Origin of the sequence: Aquaspirillum serpens DSM 68 (assembly GCF_000420525.1) — a bacterium.
Classification (GTDB): Bacteria; Pseudomonadota; Gammaproteobacteria; order Burkholderiales; family Aquaspirillaceae; genus Aquaspirillum; species Aquaspirillum serpens.
This window is the reverse complement of sequence record NZ_ATVC01000010.1, coordinates 14,266-39,136: the sequence shown is the minus strand read 5'-3', so window position 1 is coordinate 39,136 and position 24,871 is coordinate 14,266. Positions and strand designations below refer to the sequence as shown.

The following is a 24,871-nucleotide window of genomic DNA, read 5'->3' as shown; positions in this document are numbered from 1 at the left end:
TTATGCTGAAATTGCGTGTCCTGACTGCTCTGGTGTTATTGCCAGTGATGCTAGCAGCCTTATTTGCGTTTGATTCTTGGCAATGGGCTGCGTTTACTGCGCTGATCACGTTGCTGGGGTTGTGGGAATGGTCACGCCTAGTGCAGTTGTCTCGTCTGCAACAAATTTTCTATCTTGCACTGTCCGCAGCAGGGTTAACCGCTTGGATTGTCTCATCCGATCGTGTTGCTTATCCGTTGCCACTGGCGGTGCATGGTTTGGTGTTGCTGTTTTGGTTTGTGGCTGCGCCGCTATGGCTTAAACAGCGTTGGTCATTATTAAAACAGCCGTTATTGGCCATGGGTGTTGGCTGGTTGTTGTTGTTACCGGCTTGGAGTGCGTTGCAAACATGGCGACCCAGTCCAACGTCTGCCAGCCTATTGTTGGCTTTGATGGCTTTAGTGTGGTTGGCTGACACCGCCGCTTACTTTTCTGGCAAAACCTTTGGCCGCCGCAAATTGGCGCCAGCGATTAGCCCTGGCAAAAGCTGGGAAGGGGTCTATGGTGCTTTGGTTGCTGTGGCGATCTATGCAGTGATCCTCTCTCAAACCGAGCTGTTGCAATCTTGGTCGTTACCGGTATGGATGTGGGTGCTCGTAGCGTGGTCGCTGACTGCGGTGAGCATTGTTGGTGATTTATTGGAATCGTGGTTTAAGCGTCAAGCGGGGATGAAAGACTCTAGCCAACTACTTCCTGGACATGGTGGTGTGTTGGATAGAATTGACAGTTTGATTGCTGTATTGGCCGTGGCTGCTGCCCTGCAAGCCTATGTCTCTGCTTTCTAGTCTGTCTCTCAACGGCAAAAACGAACGGGATAATCGCGTGAAACAGCAAGTGTCTTCTTCCTCGCCACAATTACTGACGGTCTTGGGTGCGACAGGGACGATTGGCGTCAATACTCTCGATGTCGTCGCACGCCACCCCGACCGCTATCAGGTGTTTGCCTTAAGCGGTGGACAACAAATTGATAAATTGGCTCAACAATGCATCCAATTTCAACCCCGTTATGCGGTAACGCTCGAAGCAGCTAGCGCGGCCCAATTACAACAAGGTCTGCGTCAGCAAGGATGCACCACAGAAGTGTTGTATGGTGCCGAGGCATTACAACAGATTGCTGCCCATCCTGATGTTGACGCCGTGATGGCGGCGATTGTCGGCGCGGCTGGCCTGCCGCCAGCGTTGGCCGCAGCACAAGCCGGAAAAAAGGTGTTATTGGCTAATAAAGAAGCGTTAGTGATGGCCGGTCGCTTTTTTATGGAAGCGGTTACCGAATCTGGTGCGCGTTTATTGCCCATCGATAGCGAACACAACGCGATTTTCCAATCGTTACCGGCTGATTGTGTGTCATTGGCACAAGCTGGGGTGGAGAAAATTATCTTAACCGCCTCGGGTGGGCCGTTCCGACAATTCTCCGCTGAGGCGCTGTCTTCGGTGACGCCTGCCCAAGCCTGTGCTCATCCGAATTGGGTGATGGGGCGAAAAATCTCGGTTGACTCGGCCTCGTTGATGAATAAAGGCTTGGAAGTGATCGAGGCACGCTGGTTATTTGATGCCATACCAGAACAAATTGAAGTGGTGGTGCATCCACAAAGCGTGATTCATTCCATGGTGCGCTACCGTGATGGGTCGGTATTGGCGCAGTTGGGAACCCCTGATATGCGGACGCCGATTGCTCATGCCTTAGCGTGGCCGGAGAGAATCACTGCCGGTGTCGCTGCTTTAGATTTTCTGTCCTTGCCTCCGCTGACCTTCGAACAACCAGACCTTGTGCGTTTCCCCGCATTAAGCTTGGCTTTTGCTGCATTAGAACAGGGGGCTGATGCCCCAGCGGTGTTAAATGCCGCCAACGAAATTGCAGTGGCGGCTTTCTTAGCGGAAAAAATCCGCTTTACTGCCATTCCCCAATTGGTAGAAAACGCTTTGACACACTTTGCCCACGCAAACAGTGGGTGTTTGGATGATTTGTTTGCTTTGGATCAGGCTGTACGCAGTTACACCTTGCAACACGTGGAGCGAATCACATGCTAACCACGGTGTTAGCGTTCTTAGTTGCCATTGGTATCTTGGTGACATTTCACGAGCTGGGCCACTATTGGGTGGCGCGGCGTGCTGGGATTCATGTTCTGCGCTTTTCGGTGGGGTTCGGTAAACCGCTGTTTAGCTGGCGTGATCGTCATGGGACTGAGTGGACATTGGCGCCCATCCCCCTCGGTGGTTACGTCAAAATGCTAGACACTTACGAACCGCAGATGCCCGAGGCTTGGCGTGCCCATACCTTTGCGGCACAACCCGTCTTGGCGCGGATGGCTGTGGTAGCGGCAGGGCCAGCGGCTAATTTGCTGTTGGCGGTGGTGTTTTATGCTGCGCTTGCGTGGTCGGGTACCGAAGCCTTGCGCCCTCTCATTGGTACGGTGTTGCCAGATACCCCAGCGGCACAGGCTGGCGTGAAATCGGGTGACAGGGTTGAGCGAGTCAATGAAACCACCATTGAAGATTGGGCAGGGCTACGCTTGGCACTACTGGATGCCTTGTCGCAACCAGAACAAGCGATTCAACTACACACCGAATATGGTACTCGTACCTTGCCGCCGCCGAATGAGCGTGGTCTCTCGGCAGAGCCGGCGGCAGTCGCTGGTTTGGGATTATTACCACAGCGTTTGCTGCCACAAGTAGCGGCGCTTGAACCTGACTCACCGGCTTTTCAAGCTGGTCTGCGTATTGGTGACACCATTGAGGCAGTCGGTTCACATCCGGTGAAAGAATGGGGCGATTTGGTTCGTGCCCTGCGGCAACAAGGGCAACCGCAACAACCGCTGCTGTTAACCATTCAGCGCGGTGAACAGCGTTTTACCGTGTCAGTCATTCCAAACTGGGTTGATGCCCCAAATGGTCAACGCATCCCCCGCATTGGTGTTGCGCCACAGGTCGATGCGGCATGGTTAGCGCAATTGCAGTTTGAACAGCAAGCTGGCCCGATTGATGGGCTGGTGGTGGCGGTGAGTCGGACATGGCGCGATGTGCGTTTATCGTTCTCGATGTTCTATCGCATGGTATTGGGCGACGTCAGTTTACAAAATCTCAGCGGGCCTTTAACCATCGCTGATTTTGCTGGGCAAACGGCTCGGCGTGGCCTGTCGTCTTATATTGAGTTTTTGGCGTTAATCAGCGTCAGCTTAGCGGTATTAAACCTGTTGCCTATTCCTATGCTGGATGGGGGGCACTTGCTGTATCATGTTGCCGAGTTGGTGAAGGGTAAACCTTTATCAGAACAAGCTCAGGCTTTTGGCTATCGCGTCGGTTTGGTGTTGTTACTGACCTTGATGCTCTTCGCGATTTTTAACGATTTCAACCGTCTTTTCGCGGGATGACCGCCACCTATGAAACTTTCCTACCTTGCTGCTGCTGTTAGCGTGGCCATGGCTCCGGCCTGGGCTGCATCCTCCTTTGTGGTGAAGGATATTCGTGTCGAAGGCGTACAACGTACTGAGCCCGGCACGGTGTTCAATTATTTACCGATTAAGGTCGGTGATACGTTCACTGATGCGCGTGCCGAAGCGTCGATTAAAGCGCTGTTTGCAACCGGTTTCTTTAACGATGTGCGGATTGAGCACGAAGGCGATGTGTTGATTGTCTCGGTGGCTGAACGTCCAGTGGTGGCCGAGTTAATCATTAATGGCTCAAAAGAATTTGATAAAGACCAACTGAAAAAAGCCCTCAAAGAAAATGGGCTGGCCGAATCGCGGATTTTCGACCGCGCTTTGCTCGATTTGGCAACACAAGAACTAAAACGGCAATATTACAGCCGAGGTAAATACTCGGTTGAAGTCAACACTAAAGTCACACCACTAGAACGCAATCGGGTGGCGATTACGTTTGATATTAACGAAGGTGCGGCAGCACGAATTAAATCAATTCGAATCGTCGGCAATCGCGATTTTGAAGAAAAAGAGTTATTAAAAGAATTTTCGCTGTCAACCGGTGGTTGGTTATCTTGGTTTACGAAGGACGATCAGTATTCCAAGCCAAAATTATCTGGTGATTTAGAAAAGTTACGCGCTTTTTATCTGAATCAAGGGTATTTTGAGTTTTCGATTGACTCAACTCAGGTCAGTATTAGCCCTGATAAACAAGATATGTTCCTCACGGTAAATATCACCGAGGGCGCAAAATACACAGTTTCTGATGTCAAACTGGCGGGAGATCTCATTGTTCCCGAACCAGAAATGCGCGATTTACTGCAAATCAAAACCGGCGATATTTTTACCCGAGATAAGGTTAATGGCTCAGTCTCGGCATTAAGCGAACGTTTAGGGCAAGAAGGCTACGCCTTTGCCAATATTAACGTTGCCCCCCAGCTTGATCGCGATAAACAACAAGTGGCGTTTACCTTCTTTGTCGATCCCGGTAAGCGGAGCTATGTGCGCCGTATCAACATTGTCGGTAATACCCGTACTCGTGATGAGGTGATTCGGCGTGAAATGCGGCAGGTCGAGGGCGGTTGGTATGACTCGGCAAAAATTAAGCGTTCTAAAGAACGGGTGGATTTGCTGGGTTACTTCACCGATGTGAATGTCGAAACACCGCCGGTGCCAGATACTGCTGACCAAGTCGATGTCAATTTCTCGGTGAAAGAAAAGCCCACCGGTAACGTTACTTTGGGTGCTGGTTATGCCCAAAATGAAGGCTTGATCTTATCCGCAGGGATTTCACAGTCGAACTTCTTTGGTTCGGGTAAAGCGGTGAGTGCTTCGTTTAACACCTCCAAGTTAAATCGTTACCTCAACCTATCATTTACCGACCCTTACTTCACGATTGATGGCGTGTCGCTTGGTTATGACATTTACACCCGCCGTTACACCCCAAACAATATTGACCGTTACAACTATCAAACCGATACCTCGGGTTTTGCTGTCCGTTTTGGCGTACCGATTACCGAATACGATACTGTCAACTTTAGTTTGGGTGCCGAACACAATAAGGTTGAAGTGTTTGAGGACAGTCCAATTCGCTATCGTGATTTTGTGCGCGATTTCGGCAAGAGCAACCTGACATGGTTAGCCCGCGCCGGTTGGGCACGTGATACCCGTGATAGCGCCCTGTGGCCTACACAAGGTCGGGTGATGCGAGTGAACACCGAATTTGGCTTACCCGGTGGCGATATTGAATACGGTAAATTTGTTCACGCACAACAATGGTTCTTCCCCTTATCAAAAACCTTTACTTTGGCGTTGTCGGGTGAGTTGAGCTTTGTTCAACCTTACGGCAGCACAGAAAAAATGCCGTTCTACCAAAACTTCTTCTTGGGTGGGATTGGTTCATTGCGAGGATTTGAAACCGGCACCATTGGTCCAAAAGACGAAAATGGCGATGCTTATGGCGGAACGCGGCGTGCGGTGGCCAGTGCCGAATTGCTGTTCCCCTTCCCCGGGATGAAAGACGATAAGACCATTCGTGCCAGTGCCTTTGTCGATGCTGGGACATTGTGGGGGGGCGAGATTAAGACCGGTGCTTCTGACGAGATTCGCTACTCTGCCGGTGCTGCTCTGACTTGGTTGTCGCCAATCGGCCCGATGAAATTTAGCTTGGCCTATCCCTTACGTAAGAAAGAAGACGACAAGCTACAGCGTTTCCAATTTACATTGGGCACCACGTTCTAAGGACAAAGGTTGACCATGAGAAAACGGATAAGCACGGGCTTAGCAATCTTAGGTTTGCTGTCGGCATGGCCAGCGGCAGCCGCTGAATTTAAGTTTGGTTATGTCAGCACTGAGCGGATTTACAGTGAGGCAAAACCAGCAGTATTGGCACAACAACGTCTAGAACGTGAGTTTGCTCAGCGCGAACAAGAGCTGAAGAAGTTGGCAGCGCGTGCGCGTGATTTGCAAAGTCGCATTGAAAAAATGAAGCCGGACGACAGCGAACGCCGCAACCGTGAGCGCGAGCTGGCACAGCTAGATCGTGAGTTTCAAGCAAAACAGCGTGAGTTCCGTGAGGACTTGGCATTGCGCCGCAATGAAGAATTTGCTGCTGTACGCGACCGTGCAAACCGCGCTATTCGTCAGTTGGCAGCGCAAGATCAGTTTGATTTGATTTTGCAAGATGCTGTGTATGTCAGCCCGCGCTATGACTTAACCGACCGAGTGTTGAAGGAGTTGGATAAATGAGCCAAACCGTGGGGTTTCATTTATCCGAGTTGGTAGCGGCACTCGGTGGAGAGTGGCGTGGTGAGGATGTGCAGATTAAGGCTGTCGCACCACTAGAAACCGCTGGCGATGGTGATATCGCTTTTCTGGCCAATCCCAAATATCGCCAGCAATTGGCCGCTTGTCGCGCTGCAGCGGTGATTGTGCGTCCAGAATTGGCAGAGCAGGTGCCTAATAGTGCGATTCTGGCTGCAGATCCGTATCTCTATTTTGCTAAAGTTGCGCGGTTACTGCATCCACAACCGCGTTATACACCGACAATTCATCCCTCTGCCGTCATCGGTGATCACAGCGACATTGCGCCATCGGCACATATTGCCGCCCAAGTGGTAATCGGTGCTGGGGTCAAAATCGCTGATGATGTTGTAATTCATGCCGGTTGTGTGGTGGGGGATGGGGTAGAAATCGGTGCTGGCACGGTATTACATCCCCGTGTCACGGTTTACCGTGATTGCCGAATTGGTGCGCGCTGTGTGATTCACAGTGGCGCGGTCATTGGTGCCGATGGATTTGGTATGGCATGGGCTGGGGCTGAGGAAGGGTGGTTCGATATTCCACAAATTGGCCGAGTGGTGATTGAAGACAATGTTCATGTTGGCGCCAATACCACCATCGATCGCGGTGCTTTAGCCGATACGGTGATTGAATATGGTGCGCGTTTGGATAATCAAATTCAAATTGCCCATAACGTCCGTGTTGGCAAATATACCGCGATGGCGGCGTGTGTCGGGGTGGCCGGTTCAACGCGTATTGGTGCCTATTGTATGGTGGGTGGCGCCGGCATGATTTCTGGTCATCTGCAAATTGGTGACCGTGTGCATATCTCGGGCGGAACATTGGTGGCGAAGTCCATCCGTGAACCCGGACATTACACCGCTGTTTATCCATTAGCGACCCATCGTGAATGGACCCATAACGCTGCGCAATTGCGTCAGCTTGATCGATTATACCAACGCGTTAAGACGTTGGAGGCGCAGCAGGCTGCGTCAGAGACTCATTCTTAGGACTTGATTATGAGCGATACTTCGCTACAAACAACCGACATCGAAACCCAGATCGACATTCGCGACATTATGAAATTGTTGCCTCACCGCTATCCTTTTTTGCTGGTTGATCGTGTACTAGAACTGGAAAAAGGCAAGCGCGTTAAAGCATTAAAAAATGTGACCGTGAATGAACAATTTTTTGTGGGACATTTTGAACAATATCCGGTGATGCCGGGGGTATTGATTATTGAAGCCTTGGCACAAGCGGCAGGTATTTTAGCCATCAAAACCCATGATGGTGATGTACGGCAAGAAAACGCACTGTATTTCTTTGTCGGTATCGATAATGCGCGTTTTAAACGTCAAGTGGTGCCGGGCGATCAACTGATTTTTGAAGTGGAAATGTTGCGGGTATCACGCGGCATTGGCAAATTTTCCGCCCGTGCCTTAGTTGATGGTGAATTAGCCTGTGAGGCTGATTTAATGTGTGCGCGGCGGGAGATTTAACACCATGGCCATTCATCCTTCTGCTGTTGTCGATCCACAAGCACAGCTCGACTCTTCTGTTGAAGTTGGCCCCTTCGCGGTGATTGGGCCTGAGGTCACCATTGGCGCTGGCAGCCGTATCGGTGCGCATGTGGTAATCAGCGGCCGCACGCATCTGGGTGAAAACAATGTAATCCATTCCCATGCGGCAGTGGGTTGTGCGCCTCAGGATAAAAAATATCGTGGCGAGCCAACCGAATTGTGGATTGGTCATGGCAATACTATCCACGAATTTTGCACCATCAGTGTAGGTACGGTGCAGGATAAAGGGATTACCCGTATTGGCGACGACAATTGGATTATGGCTTATGTCCACATTGCCCATGACTGTGTTGTCGGTAGCCACACGATTTTGGCGAATAACGCCACTCTTGCCGGTCATGTTGAAGTCGATGATTGGGTGATTCTCGGTGGTCTGACGGCGGTACATCAATTTTGCAAAATTGGCGCCCATGCAATGAGTGCTGGCGGTTCGATTATCGTGCAAGATGTGCCGCCCTATGTGACTGTGGCGGGTAACCATGCCCGCCCCGCGACCATCAATAGCGAAGGCTTAAAACGTCGCGGTTTTAGCAGTGAGCAAATTCGTATTATTCGGCGTGCTTATAAAACCCTCTATCGAGAGGGGTTACCGCTTGAAGAAGCTAAACAACGTATTGCACAAGCAGCAGAGAACGAGCCCGTGTTACAGCTTTTCCCTGACTTCTTTGCGCGTAGCCAACGTGGTGTGATTCGATAATCATGCCTTTGTTTTCTCGTCCTCAGGCCTTAAAGGTGGCCTTGGTTGCTGGAGAAGCGTCAGGCGATACACTCGGCGCACATCTGATCGAAGCCCTGCGGCAACAACGGCCAGACATTGAATGTGTCGGTATTGGTGGCCCCAAAATGGAGGCGCAGGGATTACATAGTTTGTACCCACAAGAAGCGCTGGCGGTGCGCGGTTATGCCGAAGTGTTACGCAGTTTGCCCCGCCTATTGGGTATTCGCCGTGGTTTAAAAAAAGCGTTGTTGGCTGAACCGCCTGATGTATTTATTGGAATTGATGCGCCGGACTTTAATCTTGGCTTAGAAGAAAGCCTCAAAGAAGCGGGTATTTCTACGGTGCATTATGTCAGTCCTTCGATTTGGGCATGGCGGCCAGAACGGATTGAACGCATCAAACGTTCGGTACATCACATCTTAGCCTTGTTTCCAATGGAACCGCCGCTGTACGAAAAAGCAGGGGTGGCGGTTACTTTCGTCGGCCATCCACTAGCACAGCGTTTTCCTGATGTACCCGACCGCGACGCTATGCGCCATCGCCTGCAACTGGCAACTGACAGTCCGGTGTTTGCTATCCTTCCTGGTAGCCGCATCAGCGAAATTGAATACATGGGGCAGCTCTTTTTAGAGGCGGCCTCGCTGATTCACCAAGCCTTACCCGACGCACAGTTTTTATTACCGGTGGCAACACGCCCTACCTTAGATCGGGTGCAAGCGTTGTTAAAAGAGTGGAAGATGGAATCACTGCCATTGCGAGTGCTGTATGGTCATGCCGGTGATGCAATGATCGCGGCGGATGGGGTATTGGTGGCGAGTGGTACGGCAACTTTAGAAGTGGCTTTGGCAAAACGGCCGATGGTAATTAGCTATCGCATTTCCACGATGACTTACCATTTGGTTAAGCATAAGTTGAAACTACCATATGTGGGTTTACCTAACATTCTTTGTGGTCGTTTTGTGGTACCAGAGTTGTTGCAACATGAGGCAACACCAGAAAATCTTGCCAATATGATGTTGCAACACTATGCCGATCCACTGTATCGCGCTTGGTTGGAACAAGAATTTACAGTGTTACATCGTACTTTGCGGGCGGATAGTGCTTTGTTAGCTGCCCAAGCCGTGTTGCAAACCATCGCCTTGCATGGTGGAAAAGAGAAAAAGGGAAACCGGTGAGCGAATGCTTAACTGAGTGGATTGCCGGTGTCGATGAAGCAGGCCGTGGGCCGTTAGCCGGCAGCGTGGTAGCGGCGGCGGTGATTCTCCCTGATGTCTGCCCGATTGTTGGTTTGGCAGATTCGAAAACGCTGTCAGAGAAAAAACGCGATCAACTGGCAGCTGAAATCAAACAACATGCCGTAGCGTGGTGTATTGCCTCGGCATCAGTGGCAGAAATTGATCAGCTCAATATCTTACAGGCCAGCTTGTTAGCGATGCGGCGGGCAGTAGAAGGCTTGGCCTTACAACCGCAACGTGTGTTGGTGGATGGTAATCGTATTCCCAGCGGCTTGACGATGGCGGCAGAGGCGATTGTCAAAGGTGATAGCAAAGTCAAAGCCATTTCTGCCGCTTCGATTTTGGCAAAAACGGCGCGTGATGCCGAATTGGTGTTGTTGGACCAGACCTATCCACAATATGGTTTTGCTGCACATAAGGGCTATCCCACTGCGGCCCATTTAGCCGCCTTAGAACAATTTGGCCCCATTGCAGCTGTTCACCGCCTGAGTTTTGCGCCGGTTAAACGCGCTGTTGCCCAGCAACAGCGCGCCTTGTTCTAATCCTCAGTGTGCTGCTTCGAGCGATTTAGAGACAATTTCGAACACATCGCGGGATAAACCGGCTTGTTGCACAATCGTGGTCAGCTCCTGTTTCATTAACTGCCGTCGTTGGGGTTCTAGCCGTGTCCAGCGGTTAAACAAGCTCACCAAACGTGATGCAACCTGTGGATTAAACTGGTCGATCTCCAACACTTTTTGTGCCAAGAAGCGGTAACCACTGCCATCAGCCGCATGAAAATGCAGCAAATTACGGCCAAAAGAGCCCAAAACTGCACGCGCTTTATTCGGGTTTTTCAAGGAAAAACACGGGTGTTGTAACAAGGCCTCAGTACGATTGAGCGTATCTGGCCGCAGGCTAGCCGCATGAAGCGCAAACCATTTATCCATTACCAACGCTTCTTTTTGCCAACGCTGGGCAAAATCTTCATATAAATGATCGCGTATTGCGCCTTGCCGATCACGCAAAGCACTTAATGCTCCCGCTTGATCGGTCATATTGTCTGCTTTTTGGTATTGCACTTGTGCCAGTTCAACCGCAATGGGGTCGTCCACCGCATTCAAATACGCCAAGCACAGATTCTTTAAACTGCGCCATCCGCTGTCTTCATGGTGGAACGCCGGACGCTGACAACGCTGATACATCGCTTGCCATTCATGGCGCAGACTGCGCGCAAGTGCTGCACGCACAGCTTCCCGAGCTTGCACCAACGCTACTGGATCAACCTCTCCCGGCACGGCTTCAAATAACTCCACCTCACTTGGTAGGGTTAAGGCTAAGGCTTTAAAAGCAGGGTCTAAGCTGTCGCTATGTAAAATTCGTTGCACACCCTCGATAATCACCGCCGGTAGAGCAGCATTGGACGATGGGTGTTCTAACTGTTGCAAAATGGTCTGTCTGAATAAAATCTGACCGGCTTCCCAACGATTAAAAGCATCGGTGTCATGGGCGAATAAAAATGCCAGTTCCTCCGCGCTGTAGTGGTAATGCAGTTTGACCGGTGCCGAGAAATCACGCAGCAGCGATGGAATCGGTAGGTGATCGATATTGATAAACGTAAAACTGTGTTCGCGTTCACGCAAAATTAACACCCGTTCATCGCCCTGCGCCTCAGTTTCCTCTGACATCTGTAACGGATAGGCCTTGCCGTTCGGATCAAACAACGCCACCGTGAGAGGGATCAGAAACGGCGCTTTGTCTGTTTGGCCAGGGGTCGCTGGACAATGTTGTCTGATATGCAAAGTGACACTGTGTGCCGAGGGGCTATAGAACATCTCCACTGCCACTTCGGGTGTGCCTGCTTGGTCATACCATCGTTCAAATTGTGTTAAGTCATATTGATTGGCGTCAGCCATCGCTTGGCGGAAATCATCGCAGGTAACCGCCTGACCATCATGGCGGCGGAAATACAATTCTAGTCCCTTACGGAAACCTTCACGCCCAAATAGCGTTTGGTACATCCGCACCACTTCGGCCCCTTTTTCATACACGGTCATGGTGTAGAAATTATTCATTTCAATATAAGAATCGGGACGAATCGGGTGGGCGGTTGGGCCGGCGTCTTCTGGAAATTGTGCTGTGCGCAGCTGTCGCACATCTTCGATCCGTTTTACAGCACGACTGTATAAATCGGCAGTAAATTCCTGATCGCGAAAAACCGTTAGACCTTCTTTTAGCGATAACTGAAACCAATCGCGGCAAGTCACACGATTACCGGTCCAATTATGGAAATATTCATGACCAATTACCGATTCCACCCCTTCAAAATCAAAATCGGTGGCAGTGTCTTGTCGCGCAAGAACGAATTTTGTATTGAAGATATTGAGCCCCTTATTTTCCATCGCCCCCATATTAAAGTCGCCGACAGCAACAATCATATAAGTGTCGAGGTCGTACTCAAGGCCAAAGCGGTCTTCATCCCATTTCATGGCACGTTTCAATGAACGCAAAGCATGTTGGGTTTTATCCACATCATGGGTTTCGACATAAATTTCGAGGGCAACTTTGCGCCCAGAACGGGTGATATATTCATCGCGTACCACAGCCAACTTGCCCGCTACCACCGCGAACAGATAGCTGGGTTTACGATAAGGATCAACCCATTTTACCCAATGCCGTTTTTTATCAGAAATTCCCTGCCCGACTTTATTGCCATTGGACAATAACACTGGATAGCGTGTTTTATCGGCAATTAATGTGGTAGAAAATTTCGCCATGACATCAGGGCGATCGAGGTAATAGGTGATTTTGCGAAAACCTTCTGGTTCGCATTGGGTAAATAAATTGCCATTAGAAGCATAAAGCCCCATTAAACTGGTATTTTTTTCTGGGAATACTTCGGTTTCGATTTCTAAAATAAAACTTTCTGGTACATCAAATAACGTTAATGTTTCTTCTGTTGAATTGATTTGGTAGCGTTCAGTTGGCCAAACCTCTCCATCTAGCTGAATCAAATTCAGTGATGCCGCACCATGTAATACCAGATCGTTTTGTGCAATAGCGTGATGATTACGTTTAATTAACAACCGTGAATGAACGCGGGTAGATTGGTCACGGATATCAAAAGTCAGATCGATACGATCTACCAAAAATGGCGAGGCCTGATAATCGCGGCGAAGATGAATGGTCGGAGACGAACTGGTTGCAGTCATAATGTTCAGCTAGAGATAAAAAACAATGCCGCCTATTATAAGGCGGCATCTTTAAAAAAGACATAAATTGTTGTTTGTACTGATTTTACACAATCGCGGCTGGCCAGATATTTTGTTGCAATGCAAAATCTGAATGTTGTAAATAACAGGTATCTAAAGGTTTATTTGATAAAATAATTTCAAACTGCAACAAATATTCCCGACGGAGGATGTGGACTGCAATTTTATCACCTGCTTGATAGCCGCTTAATGCACTGTCTAAATCTTTAATCCGTAATCCATTGATTGCTAAAATAATATCGCCACCGGCAAGCCCCGCTTCTGCCGCCGCGCCCCCTTGATAAACTGTGTGTAATTTACACCCTAAGACATCTGTTTGTGTCCGAACGCCCAAGCTAACACCGCATTGTGCTGGGGTGGGTAAAGCGGAGGAAAGGGTGATGGCTTTGCCCTTATCTTGGTCATGCGCTGCAACATGCCAGCTGACATCAATCCCTGCATCGGCTAAGTATTCTGCTAGGGGAAGCGGTTGTGTGCTTCTCAACAGCACATCACATAGCGGCGAAATGTCCCAACCAAGATAAGCACTGGCTAATTGCTCCCATTCCGTTTCGGCCAAGCCTTGTTGGGTTGTCGTAACATGTCGCCACAGGTGACGCATGACATCATCTAACGACTGTGTTTGTTGACTATGGCGTCTAATCGCTAAGTCCAATATCAGTGCTGCTAATGCGCCTTTTTGATAGTAACTGACCACCTCATTGGCAGTATTTTCATCTGGCCGGTAAAATTTAATCCATGCGTCAAAGCTTGATTCTTCCAAGGTTTGTCGCTGTTGTCCTGGTTGGCGTTGAACGTGGCTTATGCTATGAGCAAGTTTGTTGCAGTAGGTCTCGAACGACATCAGCCCTGCGCGCAAAACGAACAATTCATCGTAATACGAGGTAATACCTTCAAAGGCCCACAATAAACGTGTATAGCTTTCTGCTTGTAGCTGATAGGGCGTAAAGGCTTGCGGCTTGATGGTTTTGACATTCCAAGCATGGAAATATTCGTGGCTAATCAAGCTCAGTAAATCTAAATAGTCATCGTTGGTTTGTGTGGTATTGTGCAGGGGCAAAGCCTTGCGATCAGCCAGTAGAGCAGTGCTTGATGTATGCTCTAAACCGCCATACAAGCCATCTCCAACATGTAACAGAAAGACATAGCGTGTAAACGGTGTTTCTCCACCAAAAAAACGAATCTGCTCGCGGCAAATCGCTGCGGTGTCGTTGACTAAACGAGCGATATCCACCCGTTCATCCGCTCCCGATAAAACAAATTCATGGGGAAGCCCCTCAACATCAAAGCAAACTCGCTGAAACGAACCGATTTCTATGGGACAATCGATCAAATGTTGATAATCGGTGGCGGTATAGCGTCCCCAACCCAGTGAATTGACGTTCTGTGCAGGTAGGGCAGTGGCAACTGCCCAGTTTGGGTTGCCAAAAGCAGAAAGACCGAGAGAAAAAGTCGCTTCTGTGACGTTTTCTAGCTCGAGGCAAACACATGCTGGATTGATAAATACCCGCTGTTGGTCTCGGTAGGCACCGCGAACTGATAAATCGTAAGCATAAACTGTGTAGCGTACGGTAAAATGGGTTTCCGTTGCTGCAACGCACCAACGGTGTTTATCGATTTTTTGACATAACAAAGGTTGACCTTGTGCTGTCGTTGCTGTGATGGCGTGCAGATGACGTGAGAATTCGCGGATAAGATAGCTACCAGGTATCCATGTTGGTAGCATGAGTTGTACGTTTTGCGGTGCTGGAAGCGTAATCTCGATAGCAACATCTAATGCTTGTGCGTGGGTGGGGTGTGCTGAGATCTGATAATGAACAGTAAACATGTGATTTGCTCGTCGTTAGGCCGAATACGCTTGATGTAGGTCAATAAGATGTCAAGACATGACAATACAATCCAGCTACCACAGCCCATGTAGCGTTGGTACAAAGCCCGTCTGGATGTAGAATAGCGCGGTGCAATATGTCGGTCCGATACAAAAGCATCTGTTTCGGGCAGGGTGATCCACCGGTAATAATGTCAAGTTTCAAAAGTTGGGATGTTGAAACGACAGGAAAGTCATCTCTAGATAAGGTGTTGGGATGAGATTTCAAGCTGGTGGCGGAGGGACGTGCCGTCAATAGCCTAAGTGCGGCGACCTCGCAAGATTTTACGTTTGTAACCTTGGAGAAACCTTAAATGGAAACGCAATCCACTTATAATTATAAGGTGGTGCGCCAATTTGCCATCATGACCGTGGTCTGGGGGATTGTTGGCATGCTGGTTGGCGTGATTATCGCCGCCCAGTTGGTGTGGCCCGAGCTGAATTTTGGCCCGTGGTTTCACTTTGGCCGTCTGCGCCCCCTGCATACCAATGCGGTGATTTTTGCTTTTGGTGGCTGTGCGCTGTTTGCTACGTCTTACTATGTTGTTCAAAGAACTTCTCAAGTTCGTCTATTCGCTGAAAAGCTGGCTTCCTTTACCTTCTGGGGTTGGCAGCTGGTGATTGTATTGGCCGCAGTAACTCTGCCACTCGGCTTTACATCGGGTAAAGAATATGCCGAATTGGAATGGCCAATCGATATCCTGATCGCTGTGATTTGGGTGTCGTACGCAATCGTGTTCTTCGGCACCATCGCTGTGCGTAAAGTGAAACACATTTATGTGGCCAACTGGTTCTACGGCGCGTTTATTCTGGCCGTTGCCTTGTTGCACATTGTGAATAGCATGGCGTTGCCTGTTTCCTTCACCAAGTCTTACTCTGCTTATGCTGGTGCAGTGGATGCCATGGTGCAATGGTGGTATGGCCACAATGCGGTGGGTTTCTTCCTGACCGCTGCCTTCTTGGGCATGATGTACTACTTTGTGCCAAAGCAAGCGGGTCGTCCTGTTTATTCCTACCGTCTGTCGGTGGTGCACTTCTGGGCGTTGATCTTCACCTACATGTGGGCAGGTCCTCACCATCTGCACTACACCGCGCTGCCTGACTGGACTCAGTCGATCGGTATGGTGTTCTCGCTGATTCTGCTGGCTCCAAGCTGGGGTGGTATGATTAACGGTATCATGACCCTGTCTGGCGCATGGCACAAACTGCGTACTGACCCTGTGTTGAAATTCTTGGTTGTGTCGTTGTCCTTCTATGGTATGTCCACCTTCGAAGGCCCAATGATGTCGATCAAAACCGTGAATGCCTTGTCGCACTACACCGACTGGACTATAGGTCACGTTCACTCTGGTGCTTTGGGTTGGGTGGGCTTTATCAGTATCGGTTCTATCTACTACTTGGTGCCACGCTTGTTCGGTCGTGAACAAATGTACTCCAACAAACTGATTGAAGCGCACTTCTGGATGGCAACCGTTGGTGTTGTGTTGTACATCGCGGCACTGTGGATCTCGGGTGTGATGCAAGGTCTGATGTGGCGTGCGCTGAACCCAGATGGCACTTTGACCTACGCCTTTGCTGAAGTGGTGAAAGCAACCTATCCGTACCACTTCATTCGTCTGCTGGGTGGCTTTATGTATCTGGCTGGTATGTTCCTGATGGCCTACAACGTACTGCGTACCGCTGGCCTCGGTCGTGCTGTGGACGCCAAGATTCCGGCTCTCTCCACTCACGCTCACGCTTAAGGTCGAGGTTTAACACTCATGGAAAAAATTCAGAAACTTATTGAGGAACGCGTCGGTTATTTGATCGTGCTGACCTTCCTCGTCATCAGTGTGGCAATGTTGGTGGAAATTTTGCCCTTGATGTTCCAAAAATCAACCACTCAGCCAGCACCAGGGGTCAAGCCTTATACCGCTTTGCAACTGACGGGTCGTGATATCTATGTGCGTGAAGGTTGCTACAACTGTCACTCACAGATGATTCGTCCGTTCCGTTCCGAAACTGAGCGTTATGGTCACTACTCTGTTGCGGGTGAGTCGGTTTACGATCGTCCATTCCAGTGGGGTTCGAAGCGGACTGGTCCAGACTTGGCTCGTGTTGGCGGTCGTTACTCTGATGAGTGGCATCGTGTGCACTTGATCAATCCTCGTGATGTGGTGCCCGAGTCCAATATGCCCGGTTTCCCTTGGTTAGAGAAAAACTTGGCTGACGCTGATGGCGTTGCTGCCAAGATGAAAACGCTGCGTACTCTGGGCGTTCCTTACACCGATGAAGAAATCGCTAACGCTAAGAGCGAAGTGGAAGGTAAATCTGAAATGGATGCAATGATTGCCTATCTGCAAGGTCTTGGTCTGGCTATTAAAAATACCCGCTAATACGGAAAATTATCATGGGTGATACCGCTAATCTGATTCGTACCATCGTCACGGTGATGGGTATTGTGTGTTTCTTGGCGATTGTGTTCTGGGCTTATAGCCGAGCGCCTAAGCAGCGCTTTGATGAGGCTTCTAACCTGCCTTTTGCAGACGAGGCTTCGGATCGTCCACAGCAAGCACCGTCGGGTCAGACAGCGGGCTCCCTTGGAGCAAAACAATGAGTGACTTCGTAAGTGATTTCTGGAGCATCTGGATCTCGGCGATTGTCATCATCGGTATTGTCGGCCTGACATTACTGTTGACGACTCAAGCTAAAGCCAAAACGGTCAAAGCTGGTGAAAAAGTTGAGACGATGGGTCATGTGTGGGACGGTGACCTTGAGGAATATAACAACCCACTGCCGAAATGGTGGATGTGGATGTTCTACCTCACCTTGATCTTCGGCGTAGCCTACTTGGTGTTATATCCAGGTCTGGGGACGTTCAAAGGGATTCGCGGCTGGACTTCGGTGGGTCAGTACAAAGAAGAACGTGCACAAGCTGAAGCAAAATACCAACCTTTATACGATCGCTACTTAAAAGTGAGCGTGGAAGAGTTGGCAAAAGATCCTGAAGCGCGTGCGATGGGTAATCGTTTGTATCAAACCTACTGTATGCAGTGCCACGGTGCTGATGCTCGCGGTGCAAAAGGGTTCCCAAATCTGACTGACAACGACTGGCTGTATGGTGGTTCGGCAGAAAAAATTCACGAAACTTTAGTGAATGGTCGTATTGGTCAAATGCCAGCCTTCGGTGCTGCGTTTGGTGAAGAAAAAGTGCGTGATACCGCTAACTATGTGTTGTCGTTGTCCGGCAAAAAGCATGATGCTGAGCGTGCAACTCGTGGTAAAGAAGCATTTAATGCGGTCTGTGCAGCATGTCACGGTCCTGATGGTAAAGGTAACCAAGCAATTGGTGCGCCTAACCTGACTGACAACGTATGGTTGTATGGCAGCACTGAGAAAGTCATCATGGAAGGTATCACCAACGGTCGTAAGAACCAGATGCCAGCTTGGAATGAGTTCTTAGGCGAAGGCAAAATTCATTTGCTGACCGCTTATGTATGGGGTTTGAGCAACAACGCTGCGAAATAATTTTGCGCTGTTGACCACCTAAGATAACGCCCTCACCTGTTGAGGGCGTTGTTTTTTTAAGGGTATAGCGATGTGGTTAGCGACAATAACTGGGGTAGGGTTGGGTTTAGGGTTGCGAACAGGATTCCATTGGTTAATCCGGCGCGGATTGCGTGCGCCACGGTTGCCACATCATACTCAACCCAGTGAGTTTGGTTTATCCGCAGAAAATCTGTTTATTACCACCAAAAACCAAAAAAAGTTATTTGCTTGGTGGCTGCCTTGCGCAGCGCAACCACGCCCGACGCTATTGGTGATGCATGGCTGGGGTAGCAATGCGGCATTGATGTTGCCGTTGGTTTCTCCATTACTGCAGGCTGGTTTTCATGTCTTGCTATTAGAGGCGCGTTGTCATGGTCGTAGTGACGACGACAGTTTTGCTTCATTACCACGTTTTGCGGAAGACATTGAAGCTGGGATTACGTTCTTAAAACAACATTCCCTGTGTCAACAACAGCCAATTGCTTTACTGGGGCACTCGGTAGGCGCCGGTGCTGCTTTATTGGTTGCCAGTCGGCGCCGTGATCTATTCGCACTGGTTAGTGTGGCTGCTTTTACGCATCCTGAAACGATGATGCGCCGTTGGTTAGCAAGTAAACGTATTCCCATGAAACCGATTGGGGCATATATCTTGCGCTATGTGCAGAAAGTGATTGGCTACTCGTTCGACAATATCGCACCTATCCGTTCGATCGATAAATTGCGTTGTCCAGTGCTGATTTTGCATGGCGAACATGATCAGACCGTGCCGATGTCAGAGGCACAAGCCCTCTATCAAGCCGCCCCATTCGGCCTTGGTCAATTGCGTGTCAGTCAAGGCGATCATGAGGGGTTTGCTGATATGGCGGCTGAAGCGCAGGCCGTGGTGCGTTTCCTGCGCGTGCATCTTGATCAGCAGCAAACAGCAGTCTCATCGTCCCCGCAGGAACAACTGATCGAGCTCTTGGAGTGATAATGTGCGCCAAGTGGGGCGGCCATGATTGCATTGACCACTGCGTTCGGTTTCTTCCATATCGCGCAACAAAGCATTCATTTCCGTCAGACTCAGTTGTCGATTGGCTCTGACTGCACCATGACAGGCCATGGTGGCAAGTAAATGATCAAGTCGTTCTTGTATCACGCGGCTGCTACCAAACTCGTGAAGTTCGGCCAAGGTGGCACTGAGCAAGGGTATCGGGTCGGCTTTTTCCAACGCCGCTGGAATGGCATGTAGCACAATTTGATTCGGTTCATTGAGCGTAAAGGTAAAACCTAATTGGCTTAAGGTGGATTGGCCTTGTTCGGCGGTGACCCATTCGATCGTGCTTGCGGCATAGCTATACGGCAATAATAAGCTTTGACTGGGTAAGCTTTGGTCGCGGTGAAAGGCGTTTTTCAGTCTTTCATACACAATGCGCTCATGGGCTGCATGCATATCGACAATGACCAAACCTGTTTCCGCTTGCGCCAGAATATACACCCCATGTAGTTGGCCTATGGCAAAGCCGAGTGGAGGAAAGCGCGATTCTGGTGCTGATGATTCTAAGACCGTTGGGGTTGGTGCGGTGAGGGGTGTTGTCGCACGGATACTGGGCTCTTGCAATAAAGCATCATCTTGTATCCCCTTAAACAAAGTTTGATAAAACGCCAGTCCTTTTCCCCCATTCTGTTGAACCCGCTCCGATGTAGGGGCACTAGAACGAGATGGACTGTGCAATGAAGCATTTTCCCGTGTTGAATTGGAGGAGGCACTGGCGGGTGGAGTGATTGTTGCGACAGGGCTGCTTGGTGTGGGCTGCTGCTGAGGGGGGGGCGAGGCTGTAACAGAAGCCACCGGTGTTGGTGTGCTAAAAATATGACCGGCTCGGGTTTCTGACAACACTTGATGTGCGGCCTGAAATACAAAACGATGAATGGCCTGACTATCACGAAAGCGAATTTCTGTTTTGGTGGGGTGGACGTTGACATCAACCTCTTCAGGGGGCAATTCAAGAAACAGCACATAGTGCGGCTTAATCTCATGATGTAACACATCGTGATAAGCCTGTCGTAAAGCGTGTTGTAACACCTTATCACGTACAAAACGACCATTTACAAAGCAAAACTGCACTTCACGTTGTCGATGTGGCAGGGTGGGATGTCCTAATATCCCCTGCAGCTTAAGATGCGCCGCTTGTGTTTTTAATTTCAGCCCATGTTGGGCGAATTCTTCCCCTGCAATTGCTGCAATACGCTCATCGGGGGTATGACTGCCAAGACGTAAAATCTGTTTTTGGTTGTGTTTGAGTAAAAAAGCACAGTGTGGCCATGCTAGGGCCAATCGTTCAACCACGGCATGACATTGGGCAAACTCAGCGGAGGCTGTTTTGAGAAACTTACGTCGGGCAGGGGTGTTGAAATATAAATCAGCAATCTCGATACTGCTGCCGACGGTACGAGGACAGGGTTCGGGTTCGGATAGCACCCCATTTTCTGCCTGAATCGACCAGCCTATTTCGCAATCTTCAGTGCGGCTGCTAAGGGTGAGTCGAGAAACTGCCGCAATCGAGGCCAAGCCTTCGCCACGAAACCCCAGCGTATTCACCTGTTGCAAGTCTTCTAGCGCTTGGATCTTTGAAGTGGCGTGTCTTTGTAGGGCTAACGGCAAATCTTCTGCCGGAATCCCCATGCCATCATCTTGCACCCGAATGAGCTTGGTACCGCCCTCTGCAAGATCAATCGCAATGCTATGTGCACCAGCATCAAGGCTGTTTTCTAAAACTTCTTTTAATGCAGAGGCAGGACGCTCAACCACTTCACCTGCGGCAATTTGGCTAATCAAGAGCGAGGATAGGGCTTGGATACGTTTTGGTTGCATAGCGTGTGATTTCAATTAGGCAGCAGATTTACGGTGGCGCACAATTTCAATTACACCCGGTAAAATAGACAGAATAATAATGGCAAAAATCAGTACGCTCAGATTTTGCTTCACCCACGGTAAATTGCCGAATACATAGCCAGCATAAGCAAAACCACATACCCAGAGGACAGCACCGATGACATTATAAGATAGGAATTGGCGATAGCTCATGCTACCCACTCCTGCGACGAATGGCGCGAAGGTTCGAACAATGGGAACAAAACGAGCAATAATAATAGTTTTTCCACCATGTTTCTCATAAAAAGCATGGGTTTTATCTAAATATTCACGCCGAAAAACACGAGAATTGGGTCGATCAAACACAGTCAACCCTAGTTTCTGTCCAATATGGTAATTCACTGTATCGCCTAAAATGGCTGCAATCAGTAGGGTGATGACCATCAAATGAATATCAAATGCTCCTGTTGCAGCAATGGCACCAGTCACAAACAAAAGTGAATCACCAGGTAGGAATGGGGTAACCACTAAACCTGTTTCACAAAAAATAATTAAAAATAAAATTAAAAACAGCCAAGGCCCATATTGACTGGCTAATTCTGCTAAGTGGCGGTCGATATGAAGAATGAAATCAACCAAAAACCAGACGAAATCCATACTCAACCTCAGATGAAAAAATAACCGCCAGCATACTGTAAAAAGCAGCTGGCGGGCTTAAGGCAAAATGAAAGAGGTCTGCGATTTACACGACGGCTTCTTCTTTTGGTTTTGGCTGCTTAATCAGATTCTCACGTGAGACGCCTAAAAACATTAACAGTGGGCTGGCGACTAAAACAGACGAATAAATGCCAAATACAATGCCGATGGTTAAAGCTAATGCAAAATAGTGCAAGCTAGGGCCACCAAACAGTAACATGGCTAATACCATCATTTCGGTTGAGCCGTGGGTGATAATTGTCCGGCTCATGGTGGCTGTGATGGCGTTGTCGATAATTTCTGCCACGCTACGACCGCGCATACTCGGTTTGCGGAAGTTTTCACGAATACGGTCAAACACCACCACCGATTCATTCACTGAGTAGCCCAGCACCGCTAGCACAGCGGCCAACACGGTTAGAGAAAACTCCCATTGAAAAGCAGCAAAGCACCCCAGAATGATAATTACATCATGCAAGTTAGCAATAATTGCTGAGACCGCAAACCGCCATTCGAAGCGCATGGCTAGATAAGCCATGATGCCAACAATCACTAGGCTGAGGGCGGTTAAACCGTGAGTGAGTAATTCTTCTCCCACCTGCGGCCCGACAAATTCCACTTTCCGTAATTCGACTTGGCTACCATTGGCTTTGAGTGCTGCTAAGACCTCATTTGACAGCTGAGCAGAACTTTTATCATTCTGATTTTGCAAACGAATCAGGACATCACGTGTGGTGCCGAGGCTTTGTACCGTTGGTTCGCCTTGCGACACTTTGGCAACCTGCTCGCGAATCGTTTCCAGATTTGCCGCTTGTTGATATTGCACTTCCATCACCGTGCCGCCGGTAAATTCTACCGAAAGGTTTAGCCCTTTCCATAACAGAAAGACCACGGCTAGCACAAAGGTCAGTAAAGAGATTGCCGTTGTGAGCTTGCCATAGCTCATAAACGGAATGTCTTTTTTAAAGCTGAATAATTCCACGTCGACTCCTCAACCTAGGTCGAAAAAACCTAAACCGATAATTTGTTGATACGGCGACCGCCATAGACCAAGTTAACAATGCCGCGTGATACCAAAACAGCAGAGAATACCGAGGTCAAAATACCAAGACAATGCACTACGGCAAAACCACGAACGGGGCCCGAGCCAAAAATCAATAATGCCAGACCTGCAATCAGCGTGGTGATATTCGAATCAAGAATTGTCGCCCATGCATGTTCATAACCAGCTTTAATAGCCGATTGTGGTGGCACACCATTTTGTACTTCTTCTCGTACCCGTTCGTTAATCAACACGTTTGCGTCAATTGCCATCCCCAAAGTCAAAGCAATCGCCGCAATGCCGGGTAGCGTGAGCGTAGCTTGTAGCATCGACAGTAAAGCAACCAGCATTAACACATTACATGCCAGCGCAATGACTGAAATTACCCCGAAAACACGGTAGTAGATCGCCATAAACAAAGCCACAGCGGCAAAACCGTATAAGGTTGAGTTAAAGCCTTTCTCGATATTTTCTTTACCTAAAGAAGGGCCAACTGTGCGTTCCTCGATAATGTTCATCGGCGCAGCAAGTGAGCCAGCACGCAGTAATAAGGCAATATCACTGGCTTCTGCGGCGTTCATGGAGCCCGAAATTTGCACACGGCCACCACCGATTTCACTGCGGATGACTGGGGCAGTGACAACCTCACCTTTACCCTTTTCAATCAGCACCATTGCCATTCGCTTGCCGATATTGTCCGCTGTGACTTGGCGGAAGATACTGGCACCAGTGGAATCGAGGTTGATATGAACTGCTGCCGTACCATTTTCATCAAAACCGGGTTGAGCATCGTTGATATTGTCGCCTGTGAGTTCGACTTCTCGTTTGACCAGAATTTTTTGCGAACCCTGTGCACTCAACTCATCCAATAATTCATAACCTGCAGGAATAACACCGGAGAGGGCTTCGGCCAACTTACTTGGCTCATCTTCCACCATCCTAACTTCCAAGGTGGCTGTGCGGCCTAAAATATCTTTGGCTTTAGCAGTATCTTGTACCCCGGGTAATTGCACGACAATCCGATTGGCACCAGATTGTTGAATCACGGGTTCTGCCACCCCTAACTCATTGACACGATTATGTAATGTTGTGATGTTTTGGCGGATAGCATCCCCTTGGATTTTGATCATTTCCGCTTCGGTCAAGCTCAATCGTAGAATGCGGCTGCTCTCATCTGCTTTAAGTGAAAGATTGGGAAGTTTGTCACGAACGAGTGCTTCAACCTTTTGCAGTTCAGCCTCATCACGCATAGAAATTTCAATATTGTCGCGATGGCGTTTCAAACTGCCATAACGAATTTTTTGTGCTCGCAACTCGCGTCTGACGTCACCAGCATAGCGTTCTAAGGTTTTGTCCACCGCTGCATTCATGTCAACTTCTAGCAAGAAATGAACACCGCCACGCAGATCCAACCCGAGGAACATCGGGTGTGCTTTCAGTTGAGTGAGCCATGTTGGCGACGCTGCTAATAGATTAAGCGCCACAATGTAGTTGTCACCGATTTCTTGTTGTACCAAGTCACGGACTTTGATTTGGGTATCGGTATCGTTCAGCCGAATTTTCAGGCTATTGCCATCAAGAAAAATACCATTAGCCTGAATTTTTTCATTGGCCAGTCGTTTCTCAATCCGTTGCATGAGATTGGTATCAACGGGCAGGGCTTGCCGAGTGCTAGAAACCTGGACGGCAGGCGTTTCACCGTAGAAGTTAGGCAAAGTGTAAACCGCACTGAGCAATAAGGTCACTGCAATGACCAAGTATTTCCAGAGGGGATATCGATTCATGAGACGAGCGCCAGATTAAGAGAAATGAAGCCTGCCACGATGATAAACATGGCAGGCCTGAGGGATAAGCTTGTTGAGCA

The 24,871-nt window shown here is 49.2% G+C and carries 21 protein-coding genes; 15 read left to right on the top strand and 6 right to left on the bottom strand.

The window, feature by feature from the left end:
• Window positions 1-2 precede the first annotated feature (2 nt).
• Genes G465_RS0103575 through rnhB form a run of 10 tightly spaced genes read left to right on the top strand, consistent with a single transcriptional unit; the run spans window position 3 to window position 10,311 of the window.
• Window positions 3-824 carry a phosphatidate cytidylyltransferase gene (locus G465_RS0103575; RefSeq protein ID WP_022653117.1) on the top strand — a complete coding sequence of 274 codons (822 nt, stop codon included), beginning with the start codon at window positions 3-5 and terminating at the stop codon, window positions 822-824.
• Complete coding sequence (gene ispC / locus G465_RS0103570) at window positions 808-2,067, top strand: 1-deoxy-D-xylulose-5-phosphate reductoisomerase (protein WP_022653116.1); 1,260 nt, start codon at window positions 808-810, stop codon at window positions 2,065-2,067. The genes G465_RS0103575 and ispC overlap by 17 nt, the downstream gene beginning before the upstream one ends.
• Window positions 2,061-3,407 (top strand): RIP metalloprotease RseP, encoded by a 1,347-nt coding sequence (gene rseP, locus G465_RS0103565; RefSeq protein WP_022653115.1) that lies wholly within the window; start codon window positions 2,061-2,063, stop codon window positions 3,405-3,407. Before ispC ends, rseP begins: the two co-directional genes overlap by 7 nt.
• Before the next feature lie 9 nt (window positions 3,408-3,416).
• Complete coding sequence (bamA, locus tag G465_RS0103560) at window positions 3,417-5,696, top strand: outer membrane protein assembly factor BamA (protein WP_027405139.1); 2,280 nt, start codon at window positions 3,417-3,419, stop codon at window positions 5,694-5,696.
• Between the two features lie 15 nt (window positions 5,697-5,711).
• Complete coding sequence (locus tag G465_RS0103555) at window positions 5,712-6,203, top strand: OmpH/Skp family outer membrane protein (RefSeq protein ID WP_022653113.1); 492 nt, start codon at window positions 5,712-5,714, stop codon at window positions 6,201-6,203.
• Window positions 6,200-7,246 (top strand): UDP-3-O-(3-hydroxymyristoyl)glucosamine N-acyltransferase, encoded by a 1,047-nt coding sequence (gene lpxD / locus G465_RS0103550; protein ID WP_022653112.1) that lies wholly within the window; start codon window positions 6,200-6,202, stop codon window positions 7,244-7,246. The genes G465_RS0103555 and lpxD overlap by 4 nt, the downstream gene beginning before the upstream one ends.
• A gap of 9 nt (window positions 7,247-7,255) precedes the next feature.
• A complete protein-coding gene (fabZ, locus tag G465_RS0103545) occupies window positions 7,256-7,735 on the top strand; it encodes a 3-hydroxyacyl-ACP dehydratase FabZ (RefSeq protein WP_022653111.1) in 480 nt (159 codons plus the stop codon).
• 4 nt (window positions 7,736-7,739) lie between these two features.
• Window positions 7,740-8,513, top strand: a complete 774-nt coding sequence (lpxA, locus tag G465_RS0103540) for an acyl-ACP--UDP-N-acetylglucosamine O-acyltransferase (RefSeq protein WP_022653110.1) — start codon at window positions 7,740-7,742, stop codon at window positions 8,511-8,513.
• 2 nt (window positions 8,514-8,515) lie between these two features.
• The gene (lpxB, locus tag G465_RS13300; protein ID WP_022653109.1) at window positions 8,516-9,709 is read left to right on the top strand and encodes a lipid-A-disaccharide synthase; all 1,194 of its coding nucleotides are present in this window, start codon (window positions 8,516-8,518) and stop codon (window positions 9,707-9,709) included.
• Window positions 9,706-10,311, top strand: a complete 606-nt coding sequence (gene rnhB, locus G465_RS0103530) for a ribonuclease HII (RefSeq protein WP_022653108.1) — start codon at window positions 9,706-9,708, stop codon at window positions 10,309-10,311. The genes lpxB and rnhB overlap by 4 nt, the downstream gene beginning before the upstream one ends.
• 3 nt (window positions 10,312-10,314) lie before the next feature.
• Here rnhB and pepN read toward each other — a convergent pair whose 3' ends face one another.
• Entirely contained in the window at window positions 10,315-12,960 is a 2,646-nt protein-coding gene (pepN, locus tag G465_RS0103525; RefSeq protein WP_022653107.1) for an aminopeptidase N, read from the bottom strand.
• Between the two features lie 85 nt (window positions 12,961-13,045).
• A complete protein-coding gene (locus tag G465_RS13295) occupies window positions 13,046-14,848 on the bottom strand; it encodes a M61 family metallopeptidase (protein WP_022653106.1) in 1,803 nt (600 codons plus the stop codon).
• A 353-nt stretch (window positions 14,849-15,201) separates the two neighbouring features.
• Between G465_RS13295 and ccoN the strand changes: the two genes are divergently transcribed.
• The 5 genes from ccoN (at window position 15,202) to G465_RS13290 (ending at window position 19,385) form a co-directional block, all read left to right on the top strand.
• Window positions 15,202-16,629 (top strand): cytochrome-c oxidase, cbb3-type subunit I, encoded by a 1,428-nt coding sequence (gene ccoN, locus G465_RS0103515; protein WP_022653105.1) that lies wholly within the window; start codon window positions 15,202-15,204, stop codon window positions 16,627-16,629.
• Between the two features lie 18 nt (window positions 16,630-16,647).
• Window positions 16,648-17,262: a cytochrome-c oxidase, cbb3-type subunit II gene (ccoO, locus tag G465_RS0103510; protein WP_022653104.1), complete on the top strand. Its 615-nt coding sequence runs from the start codon at window positions 16,648-16,650 to the stop codon at window positions 17,260-17,262.
• A 14-nt stretch (window positions 17,263-17,276) separates the two neighbouring features.
• The gene (locus tag G465_RS0103505) at window positions 17,277-17,483 is read left to right on the top strand and encodes a CcoQ/FixQ family Cbb3-type cytochrome c oxidase assembly chaperone (protein WP_022653103.1); all 207 of its coding nucleotides are present in this window, start codon (window positions 17,277-17,279) and stop codon (window positions 17,481-17,483) included.
• Window positions 17,480-18,394 (top strand): cytochrome-c oxidase, cbb3-type subunit III, encoded by a 915-nt coding sequence (gene ccoP, locus G465_RS0103500; RefSeq protein ID WP_022653102.1) that lies wholly within the window; start codon window positions 17,480-17,482, stop codon window positions 18,392-18,394. Before G465_RS0103505 ends, ccoP begins: the two co-directional genes overlap by 4 nt.
• 70 nt (window positions 18,395-18,464) lie before the next feature.
• A complete protein-coding gene (locus G465_RS13290; protein WP_022653101.1) occupies window positions 18,465-19,385 on the top strand; it encodes an alpha/beta hydrolase in 921 nt (306 codons plus the stop codon).
• Here G465_RS13290 and mutL read toward each other — a convergent pair.
• The 4 genes from mutL to secD form a co-directional block, all read right to left on the bottom strand.
• Window positions 19,344-21,269 (bottom strand): DNA mismatch repair endonuclease MutL, encoded by a 1,926-nt coding sequence (gene mutL, locus G465_RS0103490; RefSeq protein WP_022653100.1) that lies wholly within the window; start codon window positions 21,267-21,269, stop codon window positions 19,344-19,346. The genes G465_RS13290 and mutL overlap by 42 nt on opposite strands.
• A gap of 15 nt (window positions 21,270-21,284) precedes the next feature.
• Window positions 21,285-21,926 (bottom strand): DedA family protein, encoded by a 642-nt coding sequence (locus G465_RS0103485; RefSeq protein ID WP_022653099.1) that lies wholly within the window; start codon window positions 21,924-21,926, stop codon window positions 21,285-21,287.
• An 85-nt stretch (window positions 21,927-22,011) separates the two neighbouring features.
• A complete protein-coding gene (gene secF / locus G465_RS0103480) occupies window positions 22,012-22,947 on the bottom strand; it encodes a protein translocase subunit SecF (protein WP_022653098.1) in 936 nt (311 codons plus the stop codon).
• Window positions 22,948-22,976: 29 nt separating this feature from the next.
• On the bottom strand, window positions 22,977-24,791 hold the full coding sequence (secD, locus tag G465_RS0103475; protein ID WP_022653097.1) for a protein translocase subunit SecD: 1,815 nt from the start codon (window positions 24,789-24,791) through the stop codon (window positions 22,977-22,979).
• Between the last annotated feature and the right edge of the window lie 80 nt (window positions 24,792-24,871).